This is a genomic window from Lactobacillus taiwanensis DSM 21401, assembly GCF_001436695.1.
Taxonomy (GTDB): Bacteria; Bacillota; Bacilli; order Lactobacillales; family Lactobacillaceae; genus Lactobacillus; species Lactobacillus taiwanensis.
Map to the genome: position 1 here is coordinate 1 of NZ_AYZG01000005.1, position 20,798 is coordinate 20,798.

The following is a 20,798-nucleotide window of genomic DNA, read 5'->3' on the forward strand; positions in this document are numbered from 1 at the left end:
CTTTCATAGATAGTACTTTATATATTTGTACTGTCTACTAAAGTAGGACTATATCAGATGGATGATAAATCGGTATTTTTATTAGTAAATTTTATCCTACTTAAAATTTAAAACCCATAAGAAGATAATAAATACTACAAATAGTACCCACATCATTGGGCTAACTTCTTTACCACGTTTTGCAGAAACCATACAAATTGGGTAAGTAATCATTCCTAATGCCAAACCGTCAGAAATTGAGTAGGTAAGTGGCATACCTAGTAGAATTAAGAAGGCAGGAACAGCAATTTCTAACTTATTCCAGTGAATATGCGCAGTGTTTTGTGCCATTAAAACTCCAACAATAATTAAAGCAGGAGCAGTTACTTGAGTAGTGAAGACGCCAAGCAATGGACTAAAGATCATTGAGATTAAGAAGAAGATAGCAACAAAGACAGCAGTTAAACCAGAACGTCCACCAACTGCAATACCAGCACTTGATTCAACAAAGGCACCAACAGGTGAAGTACCGAAGATTGAACCAAACATCATAGCAGTTGAATCAGCTGCGAGTGCTTTACCAACACGTGGCATTTTATTGTTTTTCATAAAGCCAGCTTGTTGAGCAAGACCAATTAAAGTACCAGCAGTATCAAAGAAAGTAACAAGTAAGAAGGTTAAAACGACAACCCACATTTGAAGTGAATTAATGTCCTTAACGTGGAAAATTGCTTGTCCAAAGGTTGGTGCAAGGCTTGGCGCTAAAGAAATAAACTTATGTGGTACAGCAATTTGACCAGTACAAATACCGAAAATTGATGCTGCAATCATTCCGATGAAAATTGCACCTGGAACGCCTAAGATCATTAAAATTACAGTAACGATTAAGCCAAAAATCGTGATCCAAACAAGTGGATTATGAAGTGATCCTAAACCAACTAAAGTCGACTTGTTAGCAACAATTAAACCACCATTTTGTAAACCGAGGAAGGCAATAAAAAGACCGATACCTGATGAAATGGCAAATTTTAAGTCTGAAGGAATTGAATCAATAATCTTTTCTCTTAACTTAAATAAAGTAATTAAAATGAAAATAATTGATGCAACGAAAACACTAGCTAACGCGGTTTCCCAGGATACTTTCATACCAATACATACTGTATAAGCAAAGAAGGCGTTAATACCTAAAGCAGGTGCTTCACCAATTGGATAATTAGCTACAATACCCATGATTGCTGTACCAAGAGCGGCAGCTAGGGCAGTAGCAGTGAAAACAGCTCCCGTATTCATGCCACTAGCACCAAGAACACTTGGATTAACAAAAAGGATGTAAGACATACTAATAAAGGTAGTTAGACCTGCAATGAATTCAGTTCTAATATTAGTTCCCAACTTTTCTAAATGAAAGTAGTTTTTTATAAAATTCATTTTGTCCTCCAGACATAATGTTCGTTTTTTAGCTTTAAATAAGCAACTTTTACAGTGTAGCATTCAAATAAATAAATGTAAACACGAATTTTAATTCGAGAAAGCGCTAAAAAAGCTATGTAGAGTGTTTAATTGGTACTTAGTGAATTATTTCATAATAGCTTTTATTTAATAAATAGATTAAACAGTCCTAAAATTAAGATAGATAGAAACCTACTGAATGATTGGAGGAAAATTTGATGACAACTTACTATAAGGGCTTTCCACAAAGTACTAGAGAAGAAAAATTACATATGGTTAATTTGAATGAACTAGAAAATGAAGCAAAATATGTAATACCAGAAGCAGCCTACTACTACATAGCTAGTGGGGCTGAAAACGAATGGACTTGGCGTAATAATACGCAGGCATTTAATCATTTTCAAATTGTTCCTCGTGCTCTAACTGGAATGCAGGATCCGGAATTAAATACTGAATTTTTAGGGATGAAGTTAAAGACTCCTGTTATGATCTGTCCAATTGCCTGTCATGGTATTGCTAATGCAGAAGCAGAAATTGATACTGCTAAGGGTGCAAAGGCTGCAGGTTCCTTGTTTGGAATGAGTACATATGCTAATAAGAGTGTTCAAGAGGTTCAAGCAGCAGTTGGAGATTCTCCTCGTTATATGCAGTTGTACCTAAGTAAAAATTGGGACTTTAATAAGATGGTAATTGAAGAATCTGTTAAAGCTGGTTTCACTGGTTTCTTCTTAACAGTAGATGCACTAGTTAGTGGTTATCGTGAAGCAAACTTGCGGACTAATTTCACTTATCCTGTACCACTTGCTTTCTTTAATGAGTGGAATGGCGGAAAAGGTGAAGGTCAAAGTGTTGCTCAAATGTATGCCTCCTCTGCACAAAATATTGGACCAGACGATATTCGGAAGATTAAGGAAATTGCCGATGTGCCTGTAATTGTTAAGGGTATTGAATGCGCAGAAGATGCAATGCTTGCAATTGGTGCTGGAGCAGACGGAATTGTAGTTTCTAACCACGGAGGACGTGAAGTTGACGGAGCTCCTGCTACAATTGATGTTTTGCCAGAAATTGCTAAAGCTGTTAAGAGTTATGACCACCGTGTTCCAATTATTCTTGATGGCGGTGTTCGTCGTGGTTCTCATGTCTTTAAGGCATTAGCATTGGGTGCCGACTTAGTTGGTATTGGACGTCCATTCTTATATGGTTTAGCACTTGGTGGTGCCCAAGGTGTTCAATCAGTTATTGAACAATTGAATAAAGAATTGTTAATTGATATGCAATTAACTGGTTGTAAAACAATTGAAGATATTAAACATGCCAAGATTGATCATATTGACTATACAGCTGATTGGGGAATTTCTTCAACGAGTAAGAGTGTTATGAAGCCATATCCTGTTACTAAAGAAAATCAATTAACTGGTGAAGCAGCCGATGCCGTCAGCGGTGCTTCAAGACATTAGTTTAATGGGATGAATATATGAAAAAACTGCGATCCAACACGATCGCAGTTTTTGCTTTATTTAACTAAATTAGGTTTCCAATTTTCGTCAAGCTTACCCATTTCTTTGAGTTTAGCAACGATTTGGTTCAAGACTTCTTGACGATCTTCTTCACTAGCCATGAAGTCTAATTTATCACCATCAATAGTCATTTTTGGTGAATAATCATACTTCTCATACCATGGCTTGTAGTAGCGGAGCAGGCGCTTGTAATAGTCTTCTAAACTTGGATCATAACTCAATTGTTCATAATTACGACCACGTTTTTGAATACGTTTAAGCATGGTATCGTATGAAACATCGATATGGACAAGCAGATCAGGATTCTTTTTAGGCATCCGATCTAATTCACTCATCATATTATGTAGAAGTTCGTAATATGTATCTACTTCTTCTTTAGTTGCACGACCAATATCGGCATTCATTTGGAAGAAAAGTGCGTCTTCGTAGATAGAACGATCAAGTACGTTATTATCATCAGTTAACGCTGCTTTAATACTTTGGAAGCGAGTATTTAAGAAATAAACTTGCAATAAAAAAGCGTACTTTTTGGGATTTTCGTAGAATAATGGCAAAACAGGATTATCGTCTACACTTTCATAAAAAGGATTAGTACCTAAATATTTAGATAGAATACCTGTTAGACTGGATTTTCCGGCTCCAATGGGACCACTTAATACAATAACTGTCATCACGTTCCTTCTATTCGTTAACTAGTTCAAATTACCTATCTCAGCAAGTTTTTGATCGATTGTGCTAATAACTTCTTTTCGTGCATCTTCATCTGCGACGAAATCATACTTGTCGCCGTCAATCATCATCTTTGGGGATGCATTATATTTTTCATACCAAGGCTCATAATAGGATAAAAGACGTGCATAGTAGTCTTTTAGATCTGGATCAGTTGATAATTGCTCAAACTTCCGGCCCCGCTTTTGAATGCGGTAAAGCATGGTATCAAGAGATACATGAATATAGATTAGAAGATCAGGTTTCTTACTTGGATTACCTGGTGCTTGTTCCATCATGTTCTCAAGTAAGCTGTCATAGATCTTAAACTCAGTAGGATCTGCAATACCACTATCAACATTCATTTTGAAAAATAAAGCATCTTCGTAAATGGAACGATCAGACACACTGTTGTGATCGCGAATAGCTTGGTTGATTTGAGCCAAACGGTGATTTAGAAGATAGGTATTTAAAAGAAAAGTATAGTGTGCCATGTCTTTATAATAAAGTGGCAAAATTGGGTTGTTATCTACGCCTTCATAAAAGGCTTGGGTGCCTAGATGTTCTGCAAGAAGACTGGTTAAACTGGATTTTCCGGCTCCAATAGGCCCGCTCAATACAATAACTGTCATCACGTTCTTTCTACAATATATAGTTTGCTTTAATAGTGTAATTCAATATCTGGTATGAAAACAAGTGGTTTTTTAATTTGCTATAAAAGAAAAAAGTCAAGCGAACACGCAAAAAAATCGCAAAAAAGAAAAAACGAACTAATCTAAAAAAGATTAATTCGCTAAAATAAACGGTTTTAAATGAGGATTAATTTCTGTATTTTGGATCAAGCTTTGCAGCAGCTACTTCGTCGCAAATAATTGTTACATCTGGGTGATCTTGTAAGATAGATGCAGGAACTTCTTCAGTAACGGGACCTTCGACTAATGCCTTAACAGCATCTTGTTTTGATTCACCGAAAGCAAGTAGAACGATCTTTTTACTGTTCATGATTGATCTAATTCCCATACAAATAGCTTGACGAGGAACTTCGTCTTCATTATCGAAGAAGCGTGAGTTTGCTTTAATAGTACTTTCAGTTAATTGAACTTTATGGGTTAAGCTGCCAAAAGGAGTTCCCGGTTCGTTGAACGCAATGTGTCCGTTTCTACCAACACCTAAAATTTGGATATCAATAGGATTTGCAGCGATAATGTCGTTATAACGATCAACTTCTTCATCGATATCCTTTGCCATTCCGTTTGGAATATATGAGTGCTTGAAAGGTTTCTTATCGAATAAGTGCTTTTGCATGAAGTAGTGATAGCTTTGGTCATTATCTGGATGTAAGCCATAATATTCATCTAAGTTGATACTTGTCATGTCAGAGAAGTCTAAGTCGCTGTCGCACATATCGTCATACATTGGAATTGGAGAAGAACCAGTAGCTAAACCTAAAACTTTGTCACCATTTTCCATTCCCTTTTTAATAATTTCAAATGCCTTAGTGCCGCCTTCAATATTATCTTTAGTTACGATGATTTTCATAATATATACCTCCTCATCCATTGGTCTAGTCCATTATAAAATATAAAATTGGTCTAGTCAAACTAAACCGCTAACATTTTTAATTTTATTTTTTTCTGCGGTAAAATCTAGGTGAGGTGAGAAGAGATGGAGAAGAGTTTTGAGGAAAGTAATCTATCAGGTTTAGGTATGGGAACTTGGGGAATTGGCGAAGACACTTCAAAGAAAAAAGATGAACTTGCTGCCCTTCGCTATGGCTTAGATCATGGAATTAAAGTAATCGATACTGCGGAAATGTATGGTGAAGGAAAAAGTGAAAAGCTAGTTGGCGAGGCGATTAGAGGCTATGACCGGAGTAAAATCTTTTTAATTTCGAAATTTTATCCATATCATGCTTCTCCAGAATTAGAGCGCCAAAGTTTAGAAAAAAGCTTAAAAAGACTAGGAACCGATTATTTAGATTTATATTTACTCCACTGGCGCGGAGATAAGCGTTTATCTGAAACGGTTCGGGGACTTAAAGAATTAGAAAAAGAAGGACTAATTCGTCATTGGGGTGTGTCAAATTTTGATGTGGCTGATTTAGAAGAACTATTTAGCGTTCCTGGCGGAAAAGACTGTTTTGCTAATGAAGATCTATATAATCTCTCTGAGCGAGGGGTAGAGTACGACGTCTTACCTTGGCAAGAAAAGCACGGCGTTGGCTTTATTGGATATTCTCCCTTTAATTCAGGTAAGGGTGATTCAATCAGAATTACTAATAATCTTAAGATTGTTGCTCGCGCTCACCATGTAACGCCGCATCAAGTGATGCTCGCTTGGACTTTGAGACATGGCAATGTTTTATCGATTCCTAAAGCAGGCACAGTTAAACACATGAAGGAAAATATTGCTGCTCAAGATATTAAACTAACTTCAGATGAAATAAAATTAATCGATAATGACTTTACGCAACCGACTGAAAAGATTCCGCTTGCGATGATATAGTTTGGAAATATTTATAAAATAAAAAAGATTGATTAACCACGTTACTAAAACGTTGGTTAATCAATCTTTTTGCTTTAAGAATTATTTTTTTACGATTTTATTTATATATCTTTATCAACTTTTCGAGATCTTCATTGATTTCTTTAATTTTTTTTTGTGCACAATCAAAATGTTTATTTAAATTTACGAGTTCGTTATTCATCAGTTTAGCCAAAGCTTGTAAATCTTCGCTTTGGTTAGCAGCTGATTTTTGTGAATTAATAATAATCTTTGTAGCTCTATCTGGCAATTGTTTTGAACGATCTTGATCACAATGATTATGATAAGATTCATAAAATTTATCATCCTTTTTAGGTTTGAGATTGCGGAGAAAAATAATAAAAGCGGCTTTTGATTTATAAATAAGTTGATATTATGACTCTTTTAGCGATCATATAAATTTGGATAAATTAATTGTTGTTGAGACTTCTTTCTACTTTGATTTTCCCGTAGATGATTTTTTGCTTTGCTTTTTGAACTTGAATCCAAGTATGATATGACAGATTTCCTTGAACTAAAGAAATCCCATTGTTTTTAAGTCCATAACTCAGATTTTTACCAGCAGGAAACTTACCTTTGGCAGTTTCGTCAGCAAGTTTTTCTACTGCAAGGTCAGCACTCTTGATAACTGAAGTAAGGGTAAAATTGGAAGGCTGACCTCCCTTTGCTTGGTAATTTCCAAGTTTAGTTTGATCTTCATCTGAACCAATTACCCACACCTTTTGTTTTACAGGTTGTGCTTGATTAACCTCTTTGGCAGCTTTGAAGACTCCTTGACCACTTTTACCAGCAACTTGAAAAATCACATCGGCTTTTTTATCATACATTTCCTGGGCAATATCGTGTGCTTTATTAACATCTGAAAAATTACCTACGGTTTGATTTATCACTTTAATATGTTTATGAAGTTTGTGACCAGTAGTGACTACTCCTTGGATAAATCCAGCTTTAAAAGTATTTAGTTCTTTACTATTTTGTCCTAAAACAATGCCAACCGTATTGCTTTTGGTAGTGTAAGCAGCTGCAACTCCTGCAAGATAGGCGCCTTCTTGATTTTTAAAAGAAATACTAGATACGTTTTTAAGCTTAGGTGCATGTGTATCAATGACGACAAAGTTTTTATGAGGATTATTTTTAGCGGTTTTAACAATAGTTGGTTTTATCATATAGCCCACGCTAATAATAGTTGAAAATTTTTTGTCTAATGCGTCATTGATACTTGCTTGATAATCTTTGGAGTCTTTAGGGATAAAGTAGTTATAGCCGTTATTGCCTTCAGAAAGATTATTTTTAGTACCGTAATTTTTTAAACCTTGCCATGCAGATTGATTAAGTGAGTTATCTTTAACACCATTAACATCTGAGATTAAAGCAATATGACTATCTGACTTTTTAATTGTTTGTGTTTCATGAGTGGGTTTAGTACAAGCACTTAATCCTAAGATAAAAGCACCTGTTGCTATTAGTAGAGAAAATTTTTTATTTAGTTTCATTTAAAAACCTCGGTTAAAAATCTATTCTAATTTTAAACGAGAAAAAGGCCATCCTACAAGTCAAAGTAGGGTGGCCTTTAAAAATATTAAACTTATTTTTGAGCTTTCTTAGCTTCAGCTTCGTATTCACGAACGATGTTGAAGTTAGAGTCTTTAGAATCTACATAACCGTAATGTTGATAAATGTTTTCAAGAATCTTCTTACCTTTCTTGGTCTTGGCAATATCCTTGAATGCCTTGGCAAGCTTCTTCTTAAATGACTTAGACATATCACTTCTAACTGAAACAGTATCGTTTGGAATGTACTTAGTGAAGTAAATTGGAACAACATCCTTCATTACAGCTGGTGCATCTTTGGCAGCAAGTGGACGAGCATCTGAGAAGATAAAGGCAGCGTCAGCGTCTCCGTTATAAACTGATAAAACAGCTTGATCGTGTCCCTTAACTTGAACTAACTTACAGTCCTTAGGTACGTTTAAGCCCTTCTTGTGAAGTTCGGCGATTGGAAGAACGTAACCAGAAGTAGAGGTTGGATCTTGAACGGCAATTGTCTTACCTTTAAGGTCCTTCCAGGACTTGATCTTAGAACCTTTTTTAACAACGATCATTGAACGATAGCTGTCCATTAATTTATTATTTTGCTTACCGCTTGGTTCGTCATAGCCGTAACGTTGTGCTTGTAGTAAAACATCGGCTACTCCACGCTTGTGGGCTAAAACATAAGCATCAGGTGGTAAGAAACCAACATCAACTTTCTTAGATGCCATTGCTTCAACTAAAGCAGAGTTATCAGTTGAAACAGTTACGTGAACAGGCATGTGCAATTGCTTTTCAAGTAAACCTTGTAATGGTTTAGCCTTAGCTTCAAGTTTAGAAGCTTGAACACTAGGAACGAATTGAACGTTTAACTCTTTAGGAGTATAACCATCGCTTGATTTAGAAGCAGATTTACTGTTCGAGCAAGCTGCAGTTGTTGCAGCAAGTAAAACCATAGTGGCAGCAATCAAAAATTTCTTTATCTTCATTTTTTCCTCCAGAACTATTTAATGAAGTTGACGATTCAAAGATAGCAGACTATAGCTTTAAATTCAATAGAAAAACTGTATAATTTTGTGATATATCAAAATAATTGTTCGTGTTTTATTTTAAAAATACTGATAAAATCAACCAATTAACTATAATAGTAGTGAAATTAGAAACAATAAATCCAGATGAATAACATCTGGATAAAAAGTTATCTAATTCTGAGGTTTAGAATTAAACCAATAAAGAACCCAACGGCTTCAGTAATAAACAATACTTGCGTATTTTGAACAACTTTAGGAAATGATTTCGGCTTTGTTTGAATCTTCCAAAGAAAGCGCATGTTCTTATAGATGGTTGGAATACAAATTAAAATTAAAGCTACACTCCAAGGAAGCACACTAATCCAAATTGCCCAACCAGTTAGGAAAAATCCTAGTAAATAGTTAAACACAAATAAATATAAGCCACCTTTGATTCCAATGTATGAAACTAAAGTATGACGTCCATTTGCAATATCTGCGTCATGATCACATAAATTGTTACCAAGCATTAAAGTAAAGTTACAAATCTCCGGTATTCCAGCAGCTAGAATAATTGGCCAAATAAAGTTCCAATTAAAAGAGACCTTAGAACAAACATTAATATAAACCATTACCAAGAAAATACCAAAACCCATTGCAAAACAAGCCGCAATCTCTCCAAAGGGTCCAGCAGAAATTGTATGTGAACCCGTTGAATAGGAAATAGCAATAGCGTAACAAATAATTCCAATAATCCAAATATAGATATTAGTTTGAAATCCAATTAGAACAGCGCAAACAGCTGAAATGATGAATAGTATCCAAACAAAAGCTAAAACGTGTTTTGGATTAAGATGATACTTACCAACCGGATTCTTCTTATGGTCGCCAGTTTTGGCAGCTTTTTCACGTTTATAATCCCAATAGCCATCATTTACATTCATAAAAATTTGTAAAACAATGGTGGCAATACACATTTCAATTGTGGGGAAAATTCTAAACAATTGAAAATTATATTCGGTATACATCATTCCTAATAAGACCGGAATAATGGAATTAAACAGCGTACGTGGTTCAACTAATTCATAGTAGCCTTGCTTAGCTTCAGCAGACATAGTAAACTTCTTTCTATTTTTTAGATTAGTCCTTGATCCATTAAATAAAGTTGGTGGAAATGTTCATTATGCTTAAAAAGTTCATGTGGATTTCCCTGCATTGTAACTTTGCCATCTTTAAAGAAGAGAACTTCGTTCATATATTTTACACCTTGTAAGTGGTGGGTTACCCAAACGACTGTCTTATTTTTTAAAACTTCAAACACTAAATTTAAAAGTTTTTGTTCTGTAAGAGGATCTAAACCAACAGTGGGCTCGTCTAAGAGGACGATTGGTGTGTCTTGCAAAAGTACACGTGCTAGTGCTAATCGTTCTTTCTGACCGCCTGAAAAGCGTGCTCCAGCTTCAGCTACTTCTGTGTCTAGCTTCTTAGGAAGTGAATTAACAAAATCGGCTAGCTGGACTTTTCCTAAAATTTCCATCATTTGATCTGTAGTAGCATCTGGGTTAGCCATTTTGAGATTTTCGTAAATAGTTGTATTAAACAAAAATGGTTCTTGGTTTAGAACCGAGAATAACTTTGAGCGTTCCTTTTGAAGTTTAAGAACGTTTAAATGGTCGAGTGTCACAGTCCCTTGGCTAGGTTTTAAATCACCTAAGATTAATTGCAAAATAGTACTTTTACCAGCACCTGATGGGCCGATTAAAGCGGCTTTTTGACCTTTTTTTAGAGTGAGCGAAAAGTTTTGAATAATTGGATGATCTTCCTTAGGATAAGTGAATGAAATATCTGATACTTTTAAGGTACCTGCAAAGGCAGGATCAAGATGTTCTTGAGCTGGCAAACGGTTTTCTGGTACTTTTAATTCGTTTAAATGCTTCACTGAATCACTATAGGTATGCCATTCTTCAATTCCCTGTCCAACTGGAATAAAGGCATCTGATAAAGGGAAGAGGGCTAAGACTACAGCTCCAACATAGTTTGCGGCCTCTTGATTGTAAGTGAGTGTTTGGTTAGTAAAATAAAGTAAGGTAACAGCCATTAAACCAAAAATAAACTCAAGTCCAAAATCTCTTGCCCAATCAAACTTTCCAGACTTCTTTTCGTTTTTACTTAAAGACTTTAATGTGTTTTTTGTTTGATTGAAAAAGTCAGCTTTTCGACCAGAAATTTTCCAATCCCCAGCTCCTAGAACTTGATCAGTAAATTCTGTATAAAGCTTTGCTTTTTCTTCTTTTTCTTTAGTACGTACGGCCGCTTGCTTTAAGAGAGAAAAGAAAGGTACTAATACTAGTTCTGCAACTAGTAAAATTGCAATTACTCCAGCTAAGGGCCAAGAAAAGAGCCCAAGCAAAATTACTACGATAAAGCCAACTAAGTAGCTCAAGATCGCAGGAAAGATAGTTCTTAGGTAAAGGTTTTGTAAATGACCAATATCATCAGTAAGAAGAGACAAAATACTGCCTGTTTGAAAATTTGAGCCAACAGCTGAAGTATTTCTTTCAGCAATGTAAAAGAGGCGTCTTCTCAAAGAACTAGTGACGCGTAAAATCCAGTTATGAGATACTAAACGCTCTAAATATCTAAATAAAGGCCGGCCGATACCAACAGCTCGCATTAAAACGATTGGTACATAAATCATCAAAATGTTTTCAGGACGAGTAGCGGCCTTATCGATGGTATAGCCTGCATAAAACATCAAAGCTCCACCGCAAAAGAACATTACAACGCCGATAAAAATTGCTAAGAGAAAGTTCCATTTATATTGTGCTAGGTATGGTTTGATCCAGTGATCATTTTTCCAAGAAAATTTTTTATTCATCATAATAGGTCTTCTTTCAGTGGCTGAGTTAGTTTCTTAAAAGCAGTTCCATTTTTAGCTAAATCAGCAGGTGTACCTTGTTCAACAATTTCCCCATTTTCAATCACTAGACACCAGTCCATGTCATTCAACCAGTGCAAGCGGTGAGTTGTGAAAAATACTAAATGGTTTTCCATTAATTTTTTCATTGGTTCTTTTAATTCGTATTCAGTCTCGATATCAAGGTGAGCAGTAGGCTCATCGAAGAATAGAATCCTGCGATCTTTAGCTAAAAAAGCACGTGCTAGTGCGATTCGCTGCTTTTGACCACCAGAAATACCACGCCCATTTTCACCAATTTTAGTATTCAAACCATCTTTTAAGCTGGCAATAAAATTATTTAAGTCAGTTGCTTTTAATGCTGTATTGATCTCTTCTTGATTGGCATCGGGATTATAGAAGATCAAATTGTCTTTGATACTAGCAGCAAACATGTATGGATCCTGAGGGATATAAGTAATTTGATTTTGCCAATTCTTTTGATTGAGTTGAGTAAGATTTTGTCCATTAACGATGAAGTTATCTTCTTTAAGGTGTGGGGTGAGAAATCCAGCTAAAATTCGCATTAAAGTCGTTTTACCTGCGCCTGTTGGACCAATAATACCAACTTTTTGAAATCCAGTAAGGTTTAAGTTGATATTTTGTAATTCATCAACTGTATGACTGGTTTGCGCAGATGATTTTTTATTTTTAACTACACCAGTCATTTTGGCGTTTTTATTAACAGTAAATTTATTTTGATCAACATGACTATAGTTAAAAGAAAGATCTTTAGCTATAAGCGTACTGCCTTTGTTCCACGTGAAACGTGATAATTGGTCTTCTTGCGGAGTAGTAGGAAAAGACAGGATATCAAAAATCTGTCCAAGTGCGTTTTTTCCATTTAAAGTAGCATGGAAGTCATTACCAAAATCACGGATTGGTAAAAAATATTCAGGTGATAGGATCAATATAACAAGTGAAGGATAAAGAATCAGATTGCCATTGATCAAACCAATTCCTAAAAACATAGCAATCATTGCAATTGATAAAGTAGTAAAGAAATCGAGTGTAAAAGTTGATAAGATAGCAACTCTTAAAACACCCATAGTTTTTTTGCGGTAATTTTCACTATTTTTATAAACAATATTTCCATATCGTCTAGCAAGTCCCAGAACTTTTAAAGTACTTAGTCCACGCAAAGCATCTACAAAGTGATTTTGTAATTTAACGTAACCAGCATATTGTTTAATAGCTTTACTTTGGGCTGCTGTTCCTAAAATAATCATGAACAAGATCAATAAAGGAAAAACTAACAGTAAAATCCAGCCAGAAAGTGCATTTAATGTAAAGACGTAGATTAAAATCACCCACGGAATAATTGCTAGAGCTATTAATTTAGGAAAGATTAAGGATAAATAGTTAGATATTTCATCCATGCCATCAAGAAAGGTCGAAACTAAATTTCCCGTTCCAATTCTTGATACAAGAGCAATTCCTCCATCGTAAGTTTTATTAAGGAGCTGCTTACGCAAGAGAGTAGTTGTTTGATTAGCGTAACGGTTCATGTACCATTTTTGAAACCAATTAATTCCTTGTCTCAATAAATAAAAAATTAAAAATAGTAAAACATCTTGTGTAATATCGGTAAAGGGATGTCGTTTCCAAGAGCCGACAATTGCTTGAGCAAGAAATATTCCTTGCCCCAAAATAGCAAATGCTTGCAAGAACATTAGTCCTGCAAGCATTGCGAGCATGATTTTGGCTTTTGGCAATTTGAAAAGTCGTTTATCAATCATTTTTATTCCTGTTCTAGATTAAGCATTTTGGGTTACCTTAATTCTGCGTCTAAATACTACATATGACCAGATAATATAAGCTAATGCAATTGGCAAGAGGATAAGAGCTACAATCGTCATTACCTCAAGTGTCAATTTGGAGTTAGCAGCAGTCTTAATTAATAGTGAGTGAGCTGGATCAGTAGCGATTAATACACGTGGGAATAGTCCGTTGAATAAAAGTCCAACAACAGCAACTAAAGTCAATCCACTTGTTACAAAAGCAGTGGCTTGCTTATTTTTGATCAAAGCAATATCTGACCAAGCAGTTAAAGCAATAATGATTAAAGTAATAATTGTGGAAGAAATTGGTCTTAGCTTAAAGAAATCAGTTTGGAAGAAGATCAATAAGGCAAAAACAACTTCACCGATATATGCTACAAGATAAAGCTTTTCGTTTAAACTAGCAGCACGTTCACTTAATTCAGGGTCATCAATTCTTAATCTTAAGAAATTAATGCCGTGAATTAAACAAAGAAGTACTCCAGCAACTCCCGCTACAACGGAGAGTGGGTTAACTATATTCCAGAAACTTAAGCTCATATTTCCTTGAGCATCAATTGGAACACCCTGGATTAAACTACCAAACATCATTGTTAAGAAGAATGGCGCTAGTAAACTTCCCCAGAATAAAGTTCCAGTCCAAATTCTAAAGCCATGTTCAGTTTCTGCATGGGCAGAGAATTCGAATGATACCCCTCTAATAATTAAGGCAAATAAGGTAAAGAAGAGCAGAATATAATATCCACTAAATAAACTTGCATACCAATCAGAAAATGAAGCAAACATGGCACCACCAGCTGTAATTAGCCATACTTCGTTTCCATCCCAGTGTGGGCCAATAGTTTCCATCATGAGATGCTTTTCTTGATCATTTCTAGCTAAAAATTTAGTTGCCATACCTACCCCATAGTCAAAACCTTCAGTGAAGTAGAAGATCATGAAGAGTAAGCCAATCAATAAAAACCAAAGCAACTGTAAAAAGTCAATTCCATCGATCATTAGTATGCACCCCTTTCAAGTGTATCAGCTACACCCATGTCAAGTTGGCGCTTGCAGTAGTAAATCATCACTGCGCCAAGCGTTGAGAAGATAAGGAAGTACATAATGTTTGTGAACCAAAGTTCACCTGTCGTTGTACTTGCAGAAATCGAGTCGGCAATTGTGAAGAGACCATAAACAGTCCATGGAAAACGACCCAATTCTGTAATGAACCAACCACAAGTATTAGCAACAAATGGAAGGAAGGTAGAAATACCTAAAATCCCTAAGAACCAACGCTTATTTTCAATTGTGTTCTTCTTTGGACGAGTCCAAATTAAACCTAGGATTGAAAGTAATGCGAATAAGGCACCAAAACCTGCCATAATTCTGAAGCTATAGAACAAGGTCTTGACAGGCACATAATAGCTCATGTCCTTGCCAAATTTCTTGTCATATTTAGCATGTAATTCCTTATTAATTTGGTTCATTCCTTTAATAGAACCGCTAGTCTTATGGTAAGTAAGAATAGTTAAAACATCAGGAATAGAAATTGCACCTTCATTTTTATGTTCTTTCGTATTTAAGTTAGCTACGATATCCCAAGGTGCATGATCACCAGTAGTTTCGTAAACACCTTCAGTTGCAGCAAACTTCATTGGTTGTTCATGAATTTCAACTTGAGTTTGATAGTCACCAGCCCCAATTTCAGCGATTGAAGCAAATAAAGCAATCCATAAAGCAACTCTCATTGACTTCTTGTGGAAGTTAACATCGCGTTTTCTAAGCAATCCAAAAGCAGCCATACCAATTACTACAAATGAGGCAGTAACGATCGCACCGATTACTACGTGTGGGAAACTAGCCCAAAGTTGTTTGTTTGCAATTAAAGCCCAGAAACTAGCCATCTGTGCCTTACCATTTTTAATGACATAGCCAACAGGGTGTTGCATAAAGGCATTAGCAGTCAAAATCCAGATTGCACTTAACATTGAGCCGATAAAAGAAATCCAAACCAAAGCACAGTGAAGACCTGGTTTGAATTTATTCCAAGTAAACATCCATAAGCCAATAAAGGTAGATTCCATAAAGAAGGCAAGTAAAGCTTCAATGGCTAATGGAGCACCAAAAATATCTCCCATAAAACGAGAGTAGTCAGACCAGTTCATTCCGAATTGGAATTCTTGAATAAGACCTGTAACTACCCCAACAGCAAAGCTCAAAAGATAAATTTTCCCCCAGAACTGAGCCATCTTTTTGTATACTTCGTCCTTTTTAACGACGTAGAGTGTTTCCATGATTGATACAATGAATCCCATCCCGATGGAGAAGGGAACAAAGAAGAAGTGGAAGACTGTAGTCATTGCGAATTGGAAGCGGGCAAGATCTAACATTGTTACACCCGATAACATTTTCATTCACCTATTTCTATTTCCACATATATAACATCCGTTTCCTTAAGCATATACTTTATTGATGACGTTTTCAATAATATATAAGAATAAGTTTATAAATTTTTTCTTAGGTAAATTAGGGACAAAAAATAAGGATCTCGAGATTGAAATCCTTATCAAGTTATTCACTTCTTAATGCAATTGCTGCATCTTTCTTAGCAGCCATTCGGGCAGGAATATGACCACCAAGCATGGTTAGAATTGTACTGATGACTACTAAGATTAAGGCTTGCACTGGATCAAGCTGAGCTACATTACTCATTTTTGTAATGGCATATAATACTGCATTTATTGGGAAAGTACATAAGTAGGCAAGAAAGATACCTAAGATGCCTGAAAATAGTCCCAAAATAAATGTTTCGGCGTCAAATACTCTGGTAATGTCACGCTTTCTAGCTCCAAGGGCCTTGAGAACGCCAATTTCTTTAGTACGTTCTAGTACTGAAGTATACGTCAAAATGCCGATCATAATCATTGAAGTAACTAATGAAATTCCAGCAAAGGCAACTAAAACATCAGTAATTCCATCAAGCAAACCACCGGTTAATTTAGTTACCGTACCCGACATATCTGTATAAATAATCTGATCTTCTTTTGATTTACCTTTATTGTATTTATCGAGGTAATCCAGTACTTTATCTTTTGATTTAAAAGAATTTGGATAAATTAGAATACCACTAGGAATGCTAGAGCCACCAAGTGAGGCAATGAATTGTTCTTTTTGAGTTTTATTCATTGGCTGATTAGTCATAACATTGGTTGAGCTATTCTTTTGAGTCTTTATAATATTTGAATTTTCATTTTGCTTAATAACTTCTTGAGTTAAACCATCGCTATAGGCAATTCCATTGTCGAGTAGCGCCATCTGACTATTATTTTTACCACGAATTACAGCAGTTAACTTTAAAGTTAACTTGCTTGAATCGTACATTGACTTAGAAGCTTTTTGTGGGAGAAAGTTTCCCGTAGGAAGTTCTTGATAGTAATCGTTATTACTAATTACTTTAAAAGTTTGACCGACAACCTTGTTGAGATTTAATTTTTGCCCATCTTTTATTGAAATACCTAAATTCTTAAGTGCATTAATATTGGCTTGATTCTTATTATTTAGAACAAGAACCACATCATTGTTTGACTTTGGCCAGGAACCAGCGAGAAGTTGATAGTTATCTTTTAAAAATGTTCCATGCTTTGAATCAAGTGTTTTAGGAAAGACACTTGTATTAATACCAACACTATTCATTCCTTGAAGTTGAGCACTGGCAATGGCTGATCCTGAATTATTGACATTAGAAAATTCTACATGTTTGATCTTGCCATTATCATTGGTTAAAAGATTAAGCTGGGTACCGCGAATAAATGAAATGTTATTAGCATAGTCAGGATTAATTTTTTTGACATAATTTATATAAGATTGAGTAATCTTATTTTCATGCGTATTTTTCTCGTTGCCAGGTTTTGAAGCGACTAGATAACCTTTATTTTTAATATTTTTGTCAGATTCGTTTCGATTAGCGGCAGCATTCATATCGGTAGCTGTTTGCGAGATGGAAATTGGAAACTTGGCTAATGTTTTGCTTTGCGTATCGTTAATTTGCTTTTGAAAACCATGCGATAAAGCTAAGACAATTGCAATCCCAATAATTCCAATACTAGAAGCAAAAGCAGTTAAAAATGTCCTACCTTTCTTAGTCATAATATTGGTAAAGCTTAGTTTTAAAGCATTCCAGTAAGACATTTTGGTTTTCTTAAGCTTAAAGGTGTCTTTTATTTCCTTCTTTGGTTCGAAAGTATTTGAATCACTGAGAATTTTTCCGTCTTGAAAGTGAACAATTCGACTAGCATATTCCTCAGCCAACTCTGGATTGTGCGTTACCATGATAACTAACTTGTCACGACTTAATTCTTTAATTAGCTCCATGATACTTTCGCTAGTCTTTGTATCTAACGCACCAGTTGGTTCATCACAAAGAAGAATATCGGGATCATTAGCTATTGCCCGGGCAATGGCAACACGTTGCATTTGACCACCAGATAATTGGTTTGGGCGCTTCTTTAAGTGATTGCCAAGACCAACACGCTTAAGAGCTGCGATTGCTTTTTCATGACGCTCATTGCTACTTACGCCGGATAGCGTCATCCCGAGTTCTACATTTTCAATGATTGAAAGATGAGAAATTAAATTGTAACTTTGGAAAATAAAACCAACAGAGTTGTTACGGTAGGCATCCCAGTCAGTTTGAGAAAAGTTCTTTGTAGACTTACCGTTAATGATGATGTCACCAGAATCATAATGGTCTAAGCCACCGATTACGTTTAAAAGTGTTGTTTTTCCAGAACCACTTGGTCCTAGAATGGCTACAAATTCGCTATTACGAAAGTTAATTGTAACGTCATTAAGAGCGTGTGTTACAGTGTCTCCAACATGATATGTCTTTTTTAAGTGTAAAAGTTGTAGCATGTTCCTTCCCTTCTAAGCAATTATATATTTACTCAGTCCTAAGACTGCTAAAATTGCTTGAATTATAAATAAAATTGCAATTAGTCCAATAATAACAAAGTGACGCTTCTTGTGGATAATAAAGACACCAGCGAATTCACGGATAGTAGCATTAGGCAAAAAGTAAAACCTAGTTGTTGCGCCAATACCATTAGCATTTAAATGAGCCATTTTTGCATACAATCCGGCTCTAAAAAGATGATAGTTATTAGTGAAAAATTTTGCTTTAAATTTAGTATTTCCCCAGTCTTTGGTAGCTACTTCTTTAGAGTAGATCATGTTTTGGTAAGTATTAGTTGACCTATCTTCAAGTAAGATTAGATTAGGATCATAGCCATGTTTAACAGCATATTCTTTCATAGCAGCTGCTTCAGATAAATTTTCATCTTTTCCTTGACCACCGGACATAATTAATTTAGGTCGTTTATGACCCTTGTCATACTGTTTATTAGAAAAAGCAATTGCGCGATCAATTCTAGCACCTAAAAGTCGAGAGACTTTTTTACCTTCAATTAAGCCAGCGCCCAAAACGATTAGATAATCTTGTTTGTAGCGACGTGGTACAATTTGATATAAAAATAAATTTAGTAAGAAGTTGTACATTACAAATAGAAGATAGAAGGCAATTAATGTAGCTCCAGCGACTAATGAATGTAGCCAGCTCGGTAGTTTTTGGAAGACACCAATTTTATTTAAAGTCCATAAGCCGACTAAAAATAAACCAATAATTAAAGTTAAAAGATTGGGCAAAGAGTGACTTTCATATTTCCAAACAAAATATGCGTTCCAAAGAAAGAAAATCCATGAGAATGTAACTAAGAAAAATACTCCAAATAAAATTGCTAGGGCAATAAAAGAAAATGAAGAGGTTAAAAAAGCATTGTGCTGTGAAATAATTAAAATGGCCGTCCATATTAAAAAGCTAAGCCCAAATGCTGTAAAAATAAGGCCGTTGATCAAACGGCGTGGTTCAATTAACCAAGAAAGTAAAAATAATCCTAAAAATACTAGCATCATGAATGTAGTAATCGTTACCTTATTAGATGTAGCAAAATTTAGAAGTCGATGTAAAGATTGCATGAGTTGTGATTGCATGATTAAATGTCCTTATGTCTTTTTAATAAATAATTATAATGAAAAGAAATAGATAATTTCAATTAGAGGAAGTGTTCAGATGAAGACTTTTTTACGCTTTTTAGGAAATTTAGCAACAGTGATTATTGCTTTTGTATTATATACACTTTTGCAATTAGGTTATGCGCAAAAGAAGGTAAACTTGTTATTTGCAATTATTTTAGCAGTTTTAACAGTAGCAGTAATTTACTGGATGTATTGGATTTATAAGAGAGAGCTTAAGCAAGAAAATGACTGGGTCTTTAACGCAAAACCGCACTGGGATGTCAGAAGAGTCATTATTTCAGTAGCAGCTTTCTTTGCGCTTGTAATTTTTCAAGTTGCTTATATTAAATTGGTTGGTGGGAATGCTGTTTCTCAGAATCAAGCAGAGCTTGATGAAGTTAGAAAAGTCGCATCGCCAATGTTTAATGTCTTACTAATTGTTGTAGCACCAATCTGTGAAGAGCTCATCTTCAGAGCACTGTTCTTCAATACTTTTTTTCCAGCAGATAATACTTTAAATAAGTGGGTTGGAATTGTGGCAAGTGGCTTTGTTTTTGCTTACGGGCATGACCCAATGTTTAGTAAGTTCATTTATTTATACTGGGTTATGGGAATGATTCTGGCATGGACATATGTGGAAACAAAAGATATTAGATATTCGATTTTAACTCACATGCTAAACAATATTCTGTCAATTTTATAGTAAAAGAAAAAGAGCTTTAACGCTCTTTTTTTCTTTGCCCTAATTGTTTCAAAACTATCTCGGCAATTTCATTATTAGTCCACATCCAGGCAATATGACCTAGTGCTTCTGAAATATGTTCCTCTAGTGGTTGATCCTTAGGAGAGGGAACAGTCTTCATTAATGGCATGATAACTAGGTGAAAGGCAATCCAAACTGCCAAACCAAAAGGAACACCTTGATCTACAGTTAGCCATTTAACTTTCTTTTCTAGTAAAGCTGCATAAGCAGTTGCAAAAGAAATAGAAAAGCCAAAGTGAACTAAATAGCTGACCCATGGTAATTTTTCACCAGAATAAGTATAAGTTGCATGAGTTAATTTTGCAGGCACGCCCATTTGCTCCAACAATTTTTGCGGAGGATTAGTTTTATTTCTCTCTGGCGTTCTTGGAGGAAGGATATTTTCCCAGCCTAATTTAACTAATCCAGAAATAACGCCAGCAGCAGTACCAGCAATTAATACATTTTTCCAACTAAATTTTGTCATCAATATTCACGTCCTTTTGTCAGATCCTTTGTACTTATTGTAACA

At 35.3% G+C, this 20,798-nt stretch carries 17 protein-coding genes; 3 read left to right on the forward strand and 14 right to left on the reverse strand.

What is annotated here, in order from left to right:
• Nucleotides 1–96: 96 nt before the first annotated feature.
• On the reverse strand, nt 97–1,407 hold the full coding sequence (locus FD18_RS01615) for an NCS2 family permease (RefSeq protein ID WP_057718240.1): 1,311 nt from the start codon (nt 1,405–1,407) through the stop codon (nt 97–99).
• Nucleotides 1,408–1,646: 239 nt separating this feature from the next.
• Here FD18_RS01615 and FD18_RS01620 point away from each other — a divergent pair, with 239 nt between their 5' ends.
• Nucleotides 1,647–2,885, forward strand: coding sequence for an alpha-hydroxy-acid oxidizing protein (locus FD18_RS01620; protein ID WP_057718241.1), 1,239 nt, complete (start codon nt 1,647–1,649; stop codon nt 2,883–2,885).
• 56 nt (nt 2,886–2,941) lie between these two features.
• Here FD18_RS01620 and FD18_RS01625 read toward each other — a convergent pair whose 3' ends face one another.
• The 3 genes from FD18_RS01625 to FD18_RS01635 all read right to left on the reverse strand — a co-directional run bounded on the left by FD18_RS01625 (nt 2,942) and on the right by FD18_RS01635 (nt 5,192).
• The gene (locus tag FD18_RS01625) at nt 2,942–3,616 is read right to left on the reverse strand and encodes a deoxynucleoside kinase (RefSeq protein WP_057718242.1); all 675 of its coding nucleotides are present in this window, start codon (nt 3,614–3,616) and stop codon (nt 2,942–2,944) included.
• A gap of 21 nt (nt 3,617–3,637) precedes the next feature.
• Entirely contained in the window at nt 3,638–4,288 is a 651-nt protein-coding gene (locus FD18_RS01630) for a deoxynucleoside kinase (RefSeq protein ID WP_057718243.1), read from the reverse strand.
• Nucleotides 4,289–4,472: 184 nt separating this feature from the next.
• Nucleotides 4,473–5,192, reverse strand: a complete 720-nt coding sequence (locus FD18_RS01635; RefSeq protein WP_057718244.1) for a glucosamine-6-phosphate deaminase — start codon at nt 5,190–5,192, stop codon at nt 4,473–4,475.
• A 126-nt stretch (nt 5,193–5,318) separates the two neighbouring features.
• On the opposite strand from FD18_RS01635, the gene FD18_RS01640 reads away from it, so the two are divergent.
• Nucleotides 5,319–6,158, forward strand: a complete 840-nt coding sequence (locus tag FD18_RS01640; RefSeq protein ID WP_057718245.1) for an aldo/keto reductase — start codon at nt 5,319–5,321, stop codon at nt 6,156–6,158.
• Between the two features lie 449 nt (nt 6,159–6,607).
• On the opposite strand, the gene FD18_RS01650 is transcribed toward FD18_RS01640, so the two are convergent.
• From FD18_RS01650 to FD18_RS01690, 9 genes are all read right to left on the reverse strand, one after another.
• Nucleotides 6,608–7,690: a BMP family lipoprotein gene (locus FD18_RS01650; protein WP_057718247.1), complete on the reverse strand. Its 1,083-nt coding sequence runs from the start codon at nt 7,688–7,690 to the stop codon at nt 6,608–6,610.
• Between the two features lie 92 nt (nt 7,691–7,782).
• Nucleotides 7,783–8,715 carry a phosphate/phosphite/phosphonate ABC transporter substrate-binding protein gene (gene phnD, locus FD18_RS01655; RefSeq protein ID WP_057718248.1) on the reverse strand — a complete coding sequence of 311 codons (933 nt, stop codon included), beginning with the start codon at nt 8,713–8,715 and terminating at the stop codon, nt 7,783–7,785.
• 209 nt (nt 8,716–8,924) lie between these two features.
• The gene (locus tag FD18_RS01660; protein ID WP_057718249.1) at nt 8,925–9,851 is read right to left on the reverse strand and encodes a prenyltransferase; all 927 of its coding nucleotides are present in this window, start codon (nt 9,849–9,851) and stop codon (nt 8,925–8,927) included.
• Nucleotides 9,852–9,871: 20 nt separating this feature from the next.
• Entirely contained in the window at nt 9,872–11,617 is a 1,746-nt protein-coding gene (gene cydC / locus FD18_RS01665; protein ID WP_057718250.1) for a thiol reductant ABC exporter subunit CydC, read from the reverse strand.
• Nucleotides 11,614–13,431, reverse strand: a complete 1,818-nt coding sequence (gene cydD, locus FD18_RS01670) for a thiol reductant ABC exporter subunit CydD (protein WP_057718251.1) — start codon at nt 13,429–13,431, stop codon at nt 11,614–11,616. Before cydD ends, cydC begins: the two co-directional genes overlap by 4 nt.
• Before the next feature lie 18 nt (nt 13,432–13,449).
• Nucleotides 13,450–14,472 (reverse strand): cytochrome d ubiquinol oxidase subunit II, encoded by a 1,023-nt coding sequence (gene cydB, locus FD18_RS01675; RefSeq protein ID WP_057718252.1) that lies wholly within the window; start codon nt 14,470–14,472, stop codon nt 13,450–13,452.
• Nucleotides 14,472–15,863 carry a cytochrome ubiquinol oxidase subunit I gene (locus FD18_RS01680; RefSeq protein WP_057718253.1) on the reverse strand — a complete coding sequence of 464 codons (1,392 nt, stop codon included), beginning with the start codon at nt 15,861–15,863 and terminating at the stop codon, nt 14,472–14,474. Before FD18_RS01680 ends, cydB begins: the two co-directional genes overlap by 1 nt.
• 163 nt (nt 15,864–16,026) lie before the next feature.
• Nucleotides 16,027–18,366 (reverse strand): ABC transporter ATP-binding protein/permease, encoded by a 2,340-nt coding sequence (locus FD18_RS01685; RefSeq protein WP_057718254.1) that lies wholly within the window; start codon nt 18,364–18,366, stop codon nt 16,027–16,029.
• A 12-nt stretch (nt 18,367–18,378) separates the two neighbouring features.
• Nucleotides 18,379–19,500: a YdcF family protein gene (locus FD18_RS01690; protein ID WP_057718255.1), complete on the reverse strand. Its 1,122-nt coding sequence runs from the start codon at nt 19,498–19,500 to the stop codon at nt 18,379–18,381.
• Between the two features lie 79 nt (nt 19,501–19,579).
• On the opposite strand from FD18_RS01690, the gene FD18_RS01695 reads away from it, so the two are divergent.
• Entirely contained in the window at nt 19,580–20,227 is a 648-nt protein-coding gene (locus FD18_RS01695; RefSeq protein ID WP_057718256.1) for a CPBP family intramembrane glutamic endopeptidase, read from the forward strand.
• Between the two features lie 16 nt (nt 20,228–20,243).
• Here FD18_RS01695 and FD18_RS01700 read toward each other — a convergent pair whose 3' ends face one another.
• Nucleotides 20,244–20,753 carry a DUF1440 domain-containing protein gene (locus FD18_RS01700; protein WP_014567920.1) on the reverse strand — a complete coding sequence of 170 codons (510 nt, stop codon included), beginning with the start codon at nt 20,751–20,753 and terminating at the stop codon, nt 20,244–20,246.
• Nucleotides 20,754–20,798: the final 45 nt, after the last annotated feature.